This window comes from Halorientalis persicus, from assembly GCF_900110215.1.
GTDB classification, from domain to species: domain Archaea; phylum Halobacteriota; class Halobacteria; order Halobacteriales; family Haloarculaceae; genus Halorientalis; species Halorientalis persica.
On the sequence record NZ_FOCX01000003.1, the window covers coordinates 268,095 to 282,189 of the forward strand.

The 14,095-nt window shown below is 67.0% G+C and carries 12 protein-coding genes; 6 read left to right on the forward strand and 6 right to left on the reverse strand.

Translation table 11 applies throughout. The features are described 5' to 3' along the window. Together BMX17_RS05175 and BMX17_RS05180 are read right to left on the reverse strand one after the other, a co-directional pair. Complete coding sequence (locus BMX17_RS05175) at nt 1-378, reverse strand: PIN domain-containing protein (protein WP_092658344.1); 378 nt, start codon at nt 376-378, stop codon at nt 1-3. Next, a complete protein-coding gene (locus tag BMX17_RS05180) occupies nt 375-1,604 on the reverse strand; it encodes a translation initiation factor IF-2 subunit gamma (protein ID WP_092658346.1) in 1,230 nt (409 codons plus the stop codon). Before BMX17_RS05180 ends, BMX17_RS05175 begins: the two co-directional genes overlap by 4 nt. Before the next feature lie 129 nt (nt 1,605-1,733). On the opposite strand from BMX17_RS05180, the gene BMX17_RS05185 reads away from it, so the two are divergent. Genes BMX17_RS05185 through BMX17_RS05195 form a run of 3 tightly spaced genes read left to right on the forward strand, consistent with a single transcriptional unit; the run spans nt 1,734 to nt 4,623 of the window. Continuing rightward, complete coding sequence (locus BMX17_RS05185; RefSeq protein ID WP_092658348.1) at nt 1,734-2,417, forward strand: haloacid dehalogenase type II; 684 nt, start codon at nt 1,734-1,736, stop codon at nt 2,415-2,417. 39 nt (nt 2,418-2,456) lie between these two features. Beyond that, complete coding sequence (locus BMX17_RS05190) at nt 2,457-3,617, forward strand: PstS family phosphate ABC transporter substrate-binding protein (protein ID WP_092658350.1); 1,161 nt, start codon at nt 2,457-2,459, stop codon at nt 3,615-3,617. Between the two features lie 37 nt (nt 3,618-3,654). Next, entirely contained in the window at nt 3,655-4,623 is a 969-nt protein-coding gene (locus BMX17_RS05195) for a DUF5787 family protein (protein WP_092658352.1), read from the forward strand. Here the strand turns inward: BMX17_RS05195 and BMX17_RS05200 are convergent. Both BMX17_RS05200 and BMX17_RS05205 read right to left on the reverse strand, forming a co-directional pair. Next, nucleotides 4,616-4,819, reverse strand: a complete 204-nt coding sequence (locus BMX17_RS05200; RefSeq protein WP_092658354.1) for a hypothetical protein — start codon at nt 4,817-4,819, stop codon at nt 4,616-4,618. The two genes, BMX17_RS05195 and BMX17_RS05200, sit on opposite strands and share 8 nt — an antisense overlap. Before the next feature lie 43 nt (nt 4,820-4,862). Continuing rightward, nucleotides 4,863-5,687, reverse strand: coding sequence for an MBL fold metallo-hydrolase (locus tag BMX17_RS05205; protein ID WP_092658356.1), 825 nt, complete (start codon nt 5,685-5,687; stop codon nt 4,863-4,865). 114 nt (nt 5,688-5,801) lie between these two features. On the opposite strand from BMX17_RS05205, the gene BMX17_RS05210 reads away from it, so the two are divergent. Then, nucleotides 5,802-8,039: a fibronectin type III domain-containing protein gene (locus BMX17_RS05210; protein ID WP_092658358.1), complete on the forward strand. Its 2,238-nt coding sequence runs from the start codon at nt 5,802-5,804 to the stop codon at nt 8,037-8,039. Nucleotides 8,040-8,083: 44 nt separating this feature from the next. On the opposite strand, the gene BMX17_RS05215 is transcribed toward BMX17_RS05210, so the two are convergent. Continuing rightward, nucleotides 8,084-9,445, reverse strand: a complete 1,362-nt coding sequence (locus BMX17_RS05215) for an ATP-binding protein (protein ID WP_092658360.1) — start codon at nt 9,443-9,445, stop codon at nt 8,084-8,086. 273 nt (nt 9,446-9,718) lie between these two features. Between BMX17_RS05215 and BMX17_RS05220 the strand changes: the two genes are divergently transcribed. Together BMX17_RS05220 and BMX17_RS05225 are read left to right on the forward strand one after the other, a co-directional pair. Beyond that, nucleotides 9,719-10,873, forward strand: coding sequence for a thiolase family protein (locus tag BMX17_RS05220; RefSeq protein ID WP_092658362.1), 1,155 nt, complete (start codon nt 9,719-9,721; stop codon nt 10,871-10,873). A gap of 148 nt (nt 10,874-11,021) precedes the next feature. Beyond that, entirely contained in the window at nt 11,022-11,720 is a 699-nt protein-coding gene (locus BMX17_RS05225) for a DUF47 family protein (protein WP_092658364.1), read from the forward strand. Nucleotides 11,721-11,732: 12 nt separating this feature from the next. Here the strand turns inward: BMX17_RS05225 and BMX17_RS05230 are convergent, their stop codons facing one another. Further along, nucleotides 11,733-13,715 carry an AMP-dependent synthetase/ligase gene (locus BMX17_RS05230; protein ID WP_092658366.1) on the reverse strand — a complete coding sequence of 661 codons (1,983 nt, stop codon included), beginning with the start codon at nt 13,713-13,715 and terminating at the stop codon, nt 11,733-11,735. Nucleotides 13,716-14,095 lie beyond the last annotated feature (380 nt).

The following is a 14,095-nucleotide window of genomic DNA, read 5'->3' on the forward strand; positions in this document are numbered from 1 at the left end:
TTATGGTTGAGTAATGGCGAGTTTGTTCTGACCCCTTAAACCAATTACTGGAACGCCACGGTCCAGTACGCGGTCTCGTAGGGGGCGGTCGTTCGTGACGACACAATCGCACTCGCCGTCCGCGGCGAGTTCGACGATGGCGTCGTCGGCGTACGATTCCTCGTGATCGAGGGCGCGAGCGCGCTCGGCCAGATCCCGGCCGACGCTGGCCGCGGTACCTTCCTCGCCGCCGCCCTCGGCCAGCGAATCCAGTTCGGTGACCACGGCCTCCGGCACGGCGAGGTCGTGGTCGCCCAGCACGCGGTCGAGTTCCTCGAACAGCCGCACGTCACATTCCACCGGCATCATCAACGCGCTCGTGTCCAGACACACCGTCATTCCCGGAGCGTCCCGACGCCGATCAGCCGCCACCGTGCGCCGACCCGGCGGTTGATGGCGATCTTTGCACCCGGCTCGGCACACACCGGCCGTTTCAGCGCGACCTCACACTCGCCGCCCCGGGCGCTCGTGACCGATCCGACCGTGGTCGCCGTCCCGACGGTGAGCATCAGCGGCTCGCCCGTCGAGATCTCCTCGACTTCGTCGGTCTCGCCGACGATTCGCTCCAGCAGGTCGACGTCCATCTCGAACTGCTCGAAGGTCGGCGGGAGCGTCCCCGGCGGCCCGGCGACCTGTCCCGCGAGCGCGTCACCTTTCGTCAGCGACGGATCGAGCCCGGTCCCGACGCCGAGCAGGCCACCCGGCGTGGCTTCCTCGACGTCTTCGCCGCCGGCCTGGAGCGACCTGACGGTGGTCTCGACGGGTCGCCACTCGGTCTGGCCGCCCTCCTCGACTTCCCGGCCGGGTCGGAGTTCGATGTCCTCGCCGTCGTGGAGCTGGCCCTCGACGAGACTGCCGCCCAGCACGCCACCCATCAGCGAGTCCCAGGTCGTGCCCGGGCGGTTGATGTCGAAGCTGCGTGCGACGAGCATCTGGGCGTCCTCGCTTGGATCCCGGTCGGGCGTGGGGATCTCCTCCTCGATGGCCTGGATCAGCACGTCCATGTTGACGCCCTGCTGGGCCGAGACGGGGACGATGGGTGCGCCCTCCGCGACCGTGCCCGAGACGAACTCCTGAATCTGCTCGTAGTTCTCGGCGGCCTGCTCGCGGTCGACGAGGTCGACCTTGTTCTGGGCGATGACGATGTTGTCGATGCCGATGATGTCGAGCGCCATCAGGTGTTCTTCGGTCTGTGCCTGCGGGACGGGCTCGCTGGCGGACACGACGAGCACCGCACCGTCCATGATCGACGCCCCGGAGAGCATCGTCGCCATCAGCGTCTCGTGACCGGGGGCGTCGACGAACGACACAGTCCGAAGGGGCTCACTCGGCGAGCCGTCCGGACACTCCTCGTCGACGGTGTACTTCTCGGGTTCGTCTTCGTCGGGGCACTGCCGGAACGTCGCGTCGGCGTAGCCCAACCGGATGGAGATGCCGCGTTTCATCTCCTCCGAGTGCTGATCGGTCCACTCCCCACTCAGCGCCTGGACCAGCGTCGTCTTGCCGTGGTCGACGTGGCCAACGAGCCCGATGTTCACCTCCGGTTGTCGGTGTTCGTCTGTCATTTCGAGAGTAATCTTACCGTCCCTTCGCCGCCTGCACGTGATAAAGTTGCTGTTCTCGCCCGCCGGCGGCGATATCGGCCCGGTCTGCCGGCCCCAGAGGTTTTCCGCTCACTCCCCCTCTTGGGGCCTGTGACCTTCGATCCCGACCGCGTCACGACCGTCACCTTCGACTCCTACAGCACCGTCGTCGACGTCGGGGCCGCCGCCGACGCGCTGGCCGAGGTCGTCCCCGAGCCAGAACCCGTCTCGAACCTCTGGCGCGCGCACTCGCTCATGTACACGATGGTCGCCAACCACGTCGACGCCTACCAGCCCTTCTACGAGATGAACCGCGACGCGCTGACCCACGCGCTGGACGTGTTCGGCGTCGACTACACCGCCGAAGAGCGCGACGAGATCCTCGCCGTCTACCACGAACTCGACGTATTCGCGGACGTGCGCGACGGGATGGAACGGCTCACCGAGGCCGGCTACGATCTCTACGTCGTCTCGAACGGGAACCCCGAGATGCTCGACTCGATGGTCGCCCACGCCGGCATCGGCGACCTGCTGGCGGACACGATCAGCGCCGACGAGGTGGAGCGGTTCAAACCCGATTCGGCCCTCTATCGCCACGCCGCCGCCCGGACCGGGACACCGATCGACGAGATCGCCCACGCCACCGCGGGCTGGTTCGACGTACAGGGGGCGATCCACGCTGGGATGCAGGGCGTCTGGGTCGACCGCGAGGACGACCCCTGGGTGGCCTTCGACGGCGAACCCCACCTCACGGTCGCGGACTTCCACGGCCTCGCGGACGCGCTGGACGCCTGACCAAACGATACTTTTGGGCCGTGGTCGAATGCCGATGTGATGCCCTCCAGATACGACCGTCGCGCGTTTCTCCGGAGTACCGCCCTCGTCGGTGCGCTCGGGGCCGCAGGCTGTGTCAGGTCGCCGGCCCAGTCGACCGACGACGGACCGACCGAGACAGAGACCGAACCGCCGACCGAGACACCCACAGACGCGCCGACCGAGACGGACCCGGAGACGACGGGGCCGGAGGAAACTACCGAGGACGATGCGGAGGAGGCGGAACCACAGACCGAACCGCTCGCGGCCGACGGCTCCTCGACGGTGTATCCCATCGTCAACGAGGCGGCCGCTTACTGGAACGCCAACCGCCCAGCCAGCGACCGCGAGTACTGGCCTCATGCCGAGTACGGCATCGATACCGACCGGAACTACGCCGACTACTGGGCCAACCGCTATGGGTTCGAACCGACCGGAGAATCGAGCGAACCAGCATTCCCCGCGGTAGTCGGCCTCTCTCACTCCGAGCGTGGCCTCGAAGGACTCACCGACGGACGGTTCGACATCGGGAACGCCTCCGCGTCCGTCGAGAGCGAACTTCAGAATCGCGCGTCGTACGGGAACTTCACCGACCACGTCGTCGCCGTCGACGGCATTCCCATCGTCGTCTCACAGGAAATTGCCGACGCCGGGGTCACCTCGATCACCGGCGAGCAACTCCGAGACCTCTACCGGGGTCGGATCGAGAACTGGCAGGAACTCGGTGGGCCGGACCGCGAGGTGGAGGTCCTCGGTCGCGCTGAGGGATCGGGGTCCCGTACTGCGTTCGTCACCGCCCTGCTCGGGGACCCGGCCGCAGAGACGACCGTCGACGACCGCTACGAGCAGGCTCAGCAACTCGCGACCGCTGTCGAACGATCCGACAGCGCGCTCGCGTACCTCGCGCTCGCGTTCGCCGACATGGAGGGAGTCACCCCCATCACACTGGAGTGGGAGGGAACGACCTACGCGTACGGCGAGAACCTCGGCGCACGCGGCTACCCACTCTCGCGTGACCTGCACTGTTACACCTGGGACGGGACCAGCCCGAAGGAGGCCGCGTTCCTGAACTCGATCCTCTCCGAGTTCGGACAGGACAAATTCGTCGCCGGAAACAACTACGTGGCCCTGCCCGACGACCGATTGCAGACCCAGCGCGACCGCCTGCCCGACCGAACCTGAGCGCGACGCTTTTGCTCGCTGCGTCCCTGCACCCGATGTGTCCGAGTTCGCGTTCGAGGTTGCCCTGTCGGCCCGCCTGGAGAGCGACCGCGAGGCCGTCATCGCCCGACAACTGGGCACCGCCTGCCACGGCAACCGGGTGATGGACCTCGTGGTCGTCGAACCCGGTCCCGGACTCGACGAGCGGGCGGCCATCACGCCCGAGCGCATCCCCGGACCGGCCATCGAGAGCGCGGTCGGTCCAGGGACGGCCCGGTACTGGAAGGACGCGTTCGAGGTCGGCCCGGACCGCGCCGAGGCCGTCGTCGAGCGCGCGGTCGACCTCGGCTTCTTCGAGCGCGAACGCCGCAACGGCCGCACGTACCTCCGCCAGACCGCCCGCTACCCCGACGACTGGTTCGATTCCCTCGTGGGCATCGAGAACAAACCCGACCTCGGGCGGCCCGGCGACCTCGAAACCCAACTCCGCAAGGACGTGAGCCTCGGCCTGCTGGACGCGGTGGTCCTGGCGACCGAATCCCACGTCACCGGCGCACACCTCAATCGCATCCCCGAGGCGGTCGGCGTCTGGCGCTTCTTCCCCGACAGCGGCGAGCGCGAGGTGATCCGGGAGCCGACGCCGCTGGGCACCGACGAGACGGGAATCGACGTGCTGGACCGGCGGACGGCCCGGACGGACGTGGCAGTGGTCACTGCCGGAGAGAAACGCCGTCAGCGCCGCCGCGTGGCCGAACGCGCCTACGGCAAGGGCTGGCGGACCTACGACTTTCCCGACTGTGCTGAGATCGAAGCCCGCGAGCGATTCGAGCGAGGCGGCCTCCCGTACTGCGCCTGGAAGGCCCGGATCGTCGACCCCGCGCGGGAGTGTGGCCCCGACTGCGACGGGTACGATCCGGCGGACCCACCCGACGTGGACGCCGAGAGCCAGCGCGCCGCCGGCCAGCCCTGGGACCCAGATCCCGAAGGGCGACAGCGCCGCCAGTCCGGGCTGGATCGGTTCACGTGATTCCAAGCCGCCGGGAGACGACGACCACACTCATGTAGCACGCGGTGAAGGCCACGACGAACGCGAGGACTGGCACTGGCTCGACGGATCGCCCGAACAGTGCGGTCGGGACGGCATAGCCCACCGCGCCCACTGCCGCGACGAGTCCGGTCGCGACCAGTGGGTGGTCGGTCGGGAACTGCTCGGCGTCGGTCATCGTCCGTTCCAGCGGCTGGGACGACAAAACTGTCCGCTCGATTTCAGAGGTCGTACCGCTCGCCGTCGACGGCCAGTTCCTCGTCGAAGGCCTCGTCGGCCGGGATGAAGTGTGAGAGGTGGACGATCCGCGTCTCGTCGGCGTCCAGTTGCTCGCCGAGCGAGCGCGCCCCCTCGATGGTCATGTGTTTGGTCCCGAACGTCCGTGGGACGCCGTCATCGTCTTCGTGTTTCCCGCCGTATGGGTGGTGTTCACAGAGGTGGGCCGGGACGATCCCGTCGGCCAGCAACAGGTCGGGGTCGGCCAGCGCTTCGCGGGACTCGTCGGGAATCCCGTAGCTGGTGTCGCCCGACAGCGAGAGCTTCGCGCCCGTCTCCGGGTCCTCGACGACGAGGCCGTAACACACGAGTGGCGGGTGATCGACCGGGACGAGCGTGACCTCGAATCCGCAGGTCTCGAACGGCTCGAACGGCGACTCGGCCGAGACCGTCACGGCGTCGAGGTAGTCGTAGTCGTTTCGGACCGTCTCGGCGACGCTCTTTCCGGTCTCGGGGTCGGTCTCGTCGGCGGCGTAGACGGGGAGATCGGAGAACAGCCGGTAGGCGTTACCGAGGCCGTCGAGGTGGTCGAAGTGGATGTGGCTGATCACGGCGGCGTCGGGCAGGTCCACGTCGCGTTCGAGGAACTGGTGACGAAAGTCCGGGCTGGCGTCGACCAGCAGCGCCTCGTCGGTCCGCTCGTTGCGGACGTGGATCGAGTACCGCGTGCGCTCGACGCCCCGCTCGCGCGCTCGCTCGCAGGTGTCACAGGAACACCCGGGCGTCGGTGTGCCGGTCGTGTCGCCGGTGCCGAGCAGCGTGACCTCCATTCGCCCACCGAAAGGAACTCCGTCGGCCTAAACATCGCGGTTTCGCCGACCGAAATCCATCATTCCGCGACCGAAGAGACAAATATTTAATACAACCACGTGTCGGTGTGCTCGATGTCAACTGGAGAGAACGATCGGTGGCCTACCGCGGGTCGGATCGCCGTCGTCGTCGTGATCTTGGCGACGGTCGGCGCGCTCGCGAGTGGCGTCGCCGCAGGGAGTACAGCGACGGCAGTGAGTGTGAACGCCTCGGACGGGCCGGCGGTTGAGACCGCCTGGGCAGACGCGCTCGGAGACACTCACTACCTCGTCGAGACGAACCTGACGAGCCTCGGTGGGGCCGACGAGGCGACCGTCCGGGTCGAGTACCGCGTGGCCGGTGCGAGCCAGTGGTCCCGGACGACGAACCGGACGGTCAACCGGACCGGCGGTGTCCGGTTCGAGTTGCGCAGCCTCGACAACGACACGACCTACGAGTATCGGGCCGTCGCGACCACGGTCGACGGGCGCGACACGGGCGCGATTCGGAACTTCACGACCCGGGGGAATCCGCCGGTCGTCGAGACCCGGCCCGCGGCCAACGTCGGGCAGAACACCGTCGAGTTGCGCGGTGAACTGCTCGACCTCGGCGGGGCCGACACCGCCAACGTCAGCTTCTACTGGCAGGCGGTCGACGGCCTCGACTCCGGATTCACCGACGACCAGACGCTGACTGCCCCGGGCAACGTCTCCGAGACCGTCTGGCTGGAACCGAACACCACCTACGAGTATCGGGTCGACGCCTCGAACGGGAACGGCGAGTGGGCCGACGGGGCCTATCGGACGGTCACGACCGATCCCGCGTTCGACCTCGACACGCGTCCGGCGACGAACGTCACCGCCACGTCGGCCACGCTCAACGGCGTCGTGGCCGAGTTCGGCGACGCCGCGAGTGCGAACGTCTCCTTCGAGTACCGGAAGCCGGGGACCGGCCTGATCGGCTGGACCGACGTGGACGCGACGCTCTCGGCCGACGGCCGCGTCACCGGCTCGGTCGGCGGACTCGATCCGGACACGACCTACGAGTTCCGGGTGGTCGGCCGGGCGACCGACGGTGACGTGGACACCGCGAGTGCGGTCACGATCACGACCGGCGGTCGCCTCGCCGTGGCGACGCTCCCGGCGAGTAACGTGACCGACAGCGCCGCCACGCTCCGGGGGAACCTCACTGACCTGGGTGGTGCCGAGAACGCGACCGTCCGGTTCACCGTCGACGGTCCCGACGATGTCTGGACGACCGCCGAACAGCACGTCACCGAAACCGGCCAGTTCAGCCAGCGGCTCACCGACCTCGCCGAGAACCGGACCTACGAGTTCTCCGCGTTCGTCGCGGCCGCCGACGGCGGGCAGGCCGAGGGACAGCGCCGCTCGTTCACGACTGCCGACGCAGACCCCGCGGTGACCACCGGCGCGGCAACGAGTGTCAACGAGACGACCGCGACGTTGACCGGTTCGGTCACCGACTTCGGCGGTGCCGACGGCGTGAAACCCGCCATCGAGTACCGGACACAGGGAGCGACGACGTGGTCGACCGCCGGGGCACGGCTCGCGTCCGACGGGTCGGTCACCGCGTCGGTCGCCGGTCTCCGCGCGGACACGGCCTACGAGTTCCGGGCCGTCGCGACCGCGAGCGACGGTGACAGCGCGACCGGTGCGATCCGGACGTTCCGGACCGAGGCGTTCCCCGCCGTCAAGACGGGGCCCGCGACCGACCTGAACGCGTCGGCCGCCACGCTCACGGCGACCGTGACCGACCTCGGCGATGCCACCGACGGGACCGTCCGGTTCGAGTACCGGCCCACGGACGCGAACACCTGGGTCGAAACCGGCGGCCAGTCGATCACCGAGGCCGGGTCGGTCACGACGACCGTGACCGGACTTGCAGCCAACACGAGCTACGAGTTCCGTGCCGTCCTCGACGCGGACGGTGACCGTGTGAGCGGCGATGCAGCGTCGTTCACGACCGACACCGCGAGCCGGCCGCCAGCCGTCGCGTCGCTTTCGGTCCAGGATACCAGCGGCTCCAACCCGCACGTGAACCTGGCCGTCGACTGGCGCGTCACCGACGCCGACGGCGACCTCGCGACGGTCCGGGTCACGGTTCGGGACGGCGCCGGACAGGTCGCCGCCGACACGTGGTCGGTCTCCGGGTCGTCGGCCACTGACTCACTTGCGGAGCGGATCAAACACGGAGACGGAGCTAACTACACCGTGACGGTGACGGTGACCGACGCCGCCGGCAACACCGCGACCGACGACGAGTCACTCGATACGTCGGAGTCGGACCGTGGCTGGTCCTGGTGGTGGTGGTAACGCGAGACGGTAGAATGCTGCTCCCGGCGGACTGACTTGGGTGCTCAGTCGTCCGTGTGATCGTGATCGTGGCCGTGCCCGTCGGCGGCGGTCTCTTCCTCGTCGGTGCCCGAGATGTCGCCCCCGGCGACCAGCGCGTCGGCGTCGCCGTCGATCATGTCGAGGTTCTTGAGATTGTCCCGCTCCTCGAAGTCGGCCACGGCGTCTTCGAGGTCCTGCTGGGTCAGGGTGGTGCGCTCCTCTGTCAGGGCGCTCAACACCGCCTCACGGAGGACCAGCCGGAGGTCACTGCCGGTCAATCCTTCGGTCATCTCCGCCAGCGTCTGGGGGTCGAAGTCGTCGATCTCCATCTCGCGGGTGACGACCCGGAGGATGTCCGAGCGCATCCCCGAATCCGGTTTGGGGAAGTTGACGATCTCGTCGAAGCGCCGCCAGGCCGCGGCGTCGAGCTGGTCGGGGTGGTTGGTCGCCCCGATCAGCAACACGTCGTCCTCGATGAGGCTGATGTCGTCGATGCTCTTGAGGAGGGTGTTGACCGCGCGCTTGATCGCGGCGTGTTCGTCCGACGAGCGCGTCTTGGCCACGAAGTCGAACTCGTCCATGAAGAAGATACACGGGGAGAGTCTACGGGCGACCTCGAAGGACTTCTCGACGTTCTTGGCCGTCTCGCCGAGGTACTGGCTGGTGATCATCGACAGCTTCACCTCGACGAACGGCAGGTCGAGTTCGCGGGCCAGCGCCCGGGCCACGGAGGTCTTCCCGGTGCCCGGCGGACCGACGAACAGGAGTTTCCCGATCTCGCGCAGGCCGATCTGGGCGAGGTAATCGCGGTGCTCGATGGCCTTGACGATCTTGTGGATCTCGCCTTCCTGGTCCTCGGTGAGGACCAGGTCGTCCATCGTCATCTCGACTTCCTCGGGGGCGCGGATGTCCACGAGGTCGAGCATCTCCTCTTCTTCCTCGTCGTCGAAGTACTCATCGAGCAGGCTGTCGATCCAGGCCCGATCCGCCCGTGCGGGCCGGTTCAGCTCGTGGGCCTCGTCGTAGTCGACGTCGAACTCGTCGTCGTACCTGGCGGCCAGCGTGGGGTTGTCGCGGATCCGCTCCTCGTCGGCGCGGTCGAGGAACCACTCTTCGGCCATGTCCTCGTCGGTGAACTCGATATCTCCCGAGAAGTCGTCGCGGTCGGTGAACATCAGTCCGGACACGGCGTCCCAGGGTCGTTCGACGCCGGTCGCGTCTGCGGCCGCCGTCGCGGTCGCAGAGAGCGGTCGCTCGATACGGCCGTCACTCCAGAACACAGTCCGGAAGGTCGGCGGGAGATCGTCCGGCTCTAACTCGCGGTCGTCGTTGTACGCTGTCGCTGTCAACAGGAACTCGACGACGTCCAGCTCCGGGTCACTCATTCCCACCGAGATTCGACCGCGACGGACATAAGCCCCCCGGACTCCGTCCGCGAACGCCCCGGCTCACTCCTGGCACACCCACCCGATTCTCACCGAATCCCCGCAACTGCCGTGTGAGCTGTTCACCGAATATTCGGACAGTAGTTCAACTGTAAGCCATCTATGCGAGGTGGTTAACATAGGAACGACGAAGGCGGGCCACCGCCGACAACTGGTAGTGCCAGCGGTGGGAGTTCGACGGGATTTAACACGAACGACCCTGATGGGCTACACATGGCAGATAACACGCCAGTCGTTGTCAAAGCGTACCGTACACCGCAGGGGAAAGAGGACGGCGTCTACTCGGAAGTCCGCAGCGAGGACCTCTCGATCCCGCTGATCAACAAGATGCTGGACGAGACGGGCCTCGAGGGCGAGGACGTCGACGACCTGATCTGGGGCTGTGCCCAGCAGCGTGGCGAGCAGGGCAACAACATGGCTCGGGTCATCTCGCTGCTCTCCGACCTCGGTGAGAGCGTGCCCGCGACGACCGTCAACCGCTGGTGTGCCTCCTCGGCGCAGGCGATCATCTCCGCGGCCGACGCCATCCGCGCCGGCCAGCGCGACGTGCTCATCGCCGGCGGTGTCGAGAGTATGTCCCGCGTCGAGATGGGTGAGAACACCGCCAACGTCCACCCCGCACTCAACGACGACTACAACGTCATGAACCTCCAGATGGGGATGACCGCGGAGAAGGTCGCCGAGGAGTACGACATCTCCCGGGAGACCCAGGACGAGTACGCCGCCCGCTCCCAGCAGCGCGCCGTCGAGGCCACCGAAGACGGCCGCTTCGACGACGAGATCGTCCCCATCGAGGGGACCGACGACGAGGGCAACGAGATCACCGTCGAGAAAGACGAGGGTATTCGCCCGGGCACCACCAAGGAGAAGCTCGAAGGCCTCCCGACCGTGTTCAAGGCCGACGGGACCGTCACGCCCGGCAACTCCAGCCAGATCTCCGACGGCGCGGCCGCCACGATGATCACCAGCAAGGAATTCGCCGAGGAGCAGGGCCTGGACATCCTCGCCGAGATCGGCGGCAACAACGTCGCTGGCGTCGACCCCACCGTGATGGGTATCGGCCCGATCCCCGCCGTCGAGGGCCTGTGTGAGCGCACCGGTCGCGACCCCGAGGACTACGACCTGGTCGAACTCAACGAGGCCTTCGCCTCCCAGTGTTACTACTGCCAGCAGGAGCTCGGCTTCGACGACGACATCTACAACGTCAACGGCGGTGCGATCGCCATCGGCCACCCGCTCGGTGCCTCCGGTGCCCGCCTGCCCGTGACGCTCATCCACGAGATGAACAAGCGCGACGCCGAACTCGGCCTCGCGACCGAGTGTGTCGGCTTCGGGCAGGGCGCTGCGATCGAGTTCGAGCTGCCCTAGATTTGTCGATCGGACGCGACCCAGGGTTCGTTCGGCTTAATTCAACTACTTCGACCCTTCTTTCAACTGCAGTCGCACAATACCCCTTCCCGCCACTGTAGACCCCTCATAGCAACCGCTTACCTGTCGAATCCGGAAGTCGGTCGTGATGCAGGAGACTCCTACCAGCGCGTTCCGGACCGAATTCGTCGAGGTTACCGACCGCTACTTCGACGCACTCGCCGATTGTGTCGAGAGCGTGCGACCCGGCGTCGAGTACTACGGACGCGACGAGGCGGCCTTCTGTCGCGAACTCGCACGTGCCCGGCGGCTCGAATCGGACTGTGACGACCTGCTCGCCACGATTCGGACGACGGTGGGGCAGTCGATGGGCCCCAACTTCACCCGCGTCTACTTCCAGCCCGGGGGCGTCCTCGAACTGTTCGCCTGCGCAGACGAGACCGCCAATCACGCCGAGACGTTCCTCGGCGAACTGGCCGCGATGGAGCCGACGCTCTCGGCGGCCGCCACCGCGGATTTCGCTCGAATGGGTGACCTCGTCGTCGAAGCGGTGGGCGTGCTGTCCGCGGCCGTCGACGACCTGTCCGCCGCCCCCGCTCACCGGGCCGTCGACGCCGTTCACGATGCCAGGGACACCATCGCGGATCTGGAGTCACGCTGTGACACGGTGGGGCGGAAACTGGTCTCGGAGGCGTTCGCGACCGACGACACCGCCGCCGCGCTGGTCGTCCGGGAACTCGCGCTGTGGCTCGACCGGGCGATGGACGCCGTCGAGGACGCCGCCGAACAGGCGGTCTACCTCGACAGCACGGCCGTCGCGACGAGCGAAACCGCCGGGCCGGACTGATCCCCTCGACCGCTAGTCCGCTAGCTGCGCTTCTGTATCGCCGTAGATCCGGTCGACCTTCTCGGCGTGCTCGGTCAGGATGTTCCGCCGTTTCTTCTTCAGCGACGGGGTGAGCAGGTCGTTTTCCGGCGTCCACTCCTCGGGAACGAGTTCGACCTCTTTGATCGTCTCGTGTTTCTCCAGGGTCCGGTTGACGAGGTTCACGTCCTGGACGACCCACTCCTTGACGCGTTCGTCCTCGCAGATGGCGTTGCGCCCGGTCGGCAGGTCGAGGTTCCGGTTGTCGGCCCACCGCCTGATGGCGTCGAAGTTCGGGACGATCAGGGCGGACACGAACTTCTCGTCGTCGCCCATCACCATGATCTGTTCGACCCGCGAAGAAGTCGAGAACTCGTCCTCGATGGGTTCGGGCGCGACGTTTTTCCCCGTGTCAAGCACGAGGAGGTTCTTCAGCCGGTCGTGGTAGATCAGGTAGTCGCCGTCGACGCGCTCGACGATGTCGCCGGTCTGGAACCAGCCGTCGGCGGTGAAGGCGTCGTCGGTCTTCTCGGGCATCTCCCAGTAGCCCTCCGTGACGTTCGGTCCCTTGACCAGGAGCTCGCCGACGTATCCCTCGGCGTCGGCGAACTGTTCGTCGGACACCTTCGAGGGGTCGATCCGGATGTCCATGTCGACCAGCGGTCGCCCGAGCGTGCCAGTCCGGTGATCCTCCGGGGTGTTCGCCGTGACGACCGGCGCGGCCTCGGTCAGGCCGTACCCCTCGAAGATGGGGATGCCCATGCCGTCGAACAACTCGGCGAGGCGGTCGCTCAGGCTCCCGCCGCCGCTGACCATCAGGATGATGTTCCCGCCGAGTTCCTCCTTGACCTTGCTGTAGACCAGCCGTTCGGAGATACCGCGTTTGAGCTTGAGGCCGATTCCCGGGCTTTCGGCGCGGCTGTACTGGCGGGCGACGTCGACGGCCCACTCGAAGACCCGCTCTTTGACCTCCGACCCGCTGGCCTGCTCGCGGGCCTGCGCGAAGATGCGCTCGTACACCCGCGGCACGCTCGCGCCGCCGTGGGGCTGGATCTTCTTCAGATCCTCGTCGACCGTGTCGGTGCTCTGGGCGTAGCCGACGGTCGCCCCGGCCGCGAACATCAGGAAGTGGCCGACCGTCCGCTCGAAGACGTGGGCCAGCGGCAGGAGTGAGATCGTGCGCTTGTCCGAATCCAGCACGGGCATATCCTCGTCCTTGTCGGGTCGCGGGCCGACGCGTTTCCAGAGTTGGTTGATGTTCGACCGGAAATTGTGATGGGTCAGCTTCACGCCCTTGGGTTTGCCAGTCGTTCCGGAGGTGTAGACGAGACTCGCCAGGTCGTGACTGTCCAGGTCGTCGAGCCACCCACGGTAGGCGTCCTCGTCGTAGTGGTCGACGCCCATGTCGTAGACCTCTTTGAGCGTCCGGATCTGGTCGACGTGGTCGTACCGGTCGAGTTCGTCGATGACGACCACGAAGTCCAGACTCAGGTCGTCTTGCACCCTGACGAGTCGGTCGAGCAGTCGCTCGTTCTCCACGACGACACCGGTCGCACTGGGATCGTTGAGCAGGTACTTGATCTGTTTGGGCGAGGACTCCGTGTAGATCGTCGTGACCACGCCACCGCCGGACATGAGCGCGAAATCGGTCAGCGCCCACTCCATCCGGGAGTCGGACATGATCCCGACGCGATCACCCGACGTGACACCCAGCTCGCGAAACCCTGCCGCCAGATACCGGACCACTTCTCCCATCTTCTCGTAGGTGATCGACGTGTACGCCCCCGGCTCGGGTTCGTCGACGACTTCCGGCGTCAGCGACCGTGGATAGATGCCCCCTTTGTACCGCTGTGCCTCGCCGTCGCCGTTGCGTTCGACACTCGCCGCGAACAGTTCGGGTATCGTGTCGTCCCCGACCACCTCGTCGGTGTACTCCCGTTCGGACTCGAGCCACCCCGGATCCCCAGATTCCGTCATAACATTAATTCTCGACTGGCGGAAATATAAATCTTCAGTTGCGACAGAGCAGCCGCCATGCAGGCGCGCTCGGGACGGAGGCGAGGTGATCGCGACGGATCTCCGAGCCGATGGCGGACGCCGACCGTCGACCGACCACCCACAGCCGTCGACGCGACGGTCCGGTTTCCCGCCTCCCGCGCACGGACTCGCGGTCGAGTAAGGACCACATAGCCCGCTCCGCTCGCTCACAGCCGCCGCGACAGGGACGCCTTACGACGAGACCTGCCCCCGATTACTGGTAAAAACTGCCGGATAACTACGGTCCCACACGTCGTCGTTCCGGGTGGGGCCGTCGCTGGCGGCGGCACCGCTCGGTGGCCACGCGACGCCTCCCGGCG

Excerpts from the sequence above, each read along its gene's own strand:
- BMX17_RS05220 (WP_092658362.1), top strand. The coding sequence starts at position 9,719 with ATGGCAGATAACACGCCAGTCGTTGTCAAAGCGTACCGTACACCGCAG.
- BMX17_RS05175 (WP_092658344.1), bottom strand. The coding sequence starts at position 378 with ATGACGGTGTGTCTGGACACGAGCGCGTTGATGATGCCGGTGGAATGT.
- BMX17_RS05190 (WP_092658350.1), top strand. The coding sequence starts at position 2,457 with ATGCCCTCCAGATACGACCGTCGCGCGTTTCTCCGGAGTACCGCCCTC.
- BMX17_RS05210 (WP_092658358.1), top strand. The coding sequence starts at position 5,802 with ATGTCAACTGGAGAGAACGATCGGTGGCCTACCGCGGGTCGGATCGCC.
- BMX17_RS05205 (WP_092658356.1), bottom strand. The coding sequence starts at position 5,687 with ATGGAGGTCACGCTGCTCGGCACCGGCGACACGACCGGCACACCGACG.
- BMX17_RS05225 (WP_092658364.1), top strand. The coding sequence starts at position 11,022 with ATGCAGGAGACTCCTACCAGCGCGTTCCGGACCGAATTCGTCGAGGTT.
- BMX17_RS05200 (WP_092658354.1), bottom strand. The coding sequence starts at position 4,819 with ATGACCGACGCCGAGCAGTTCCCGACCGACCACCCACTGGTCGCGACC.
- BMX17_RS05180 (WP_092658346.1), bottom strand. The coding sequence starts at position 1,604 with ATGACAGACGAACACCGACAACCGGAGGTGAACATCGGGCTCGTTGGC.
- BMX17_RS05230 (WP_092658366.1), bottom strand. The coding sequence starts at position 13,715 with ATGACGGAATCTGGGGATCCGGGGTGGCTCGAGTCCGAACGGGAGTAC.
- BMX17_RS05215 (WP_092658360.1), bottom strand. The coding sequence starts at position 9,445 with ATGAGTGACCCGGAGCTGGACGTCGTCGAGTTCCTGTTGACAGCGACA.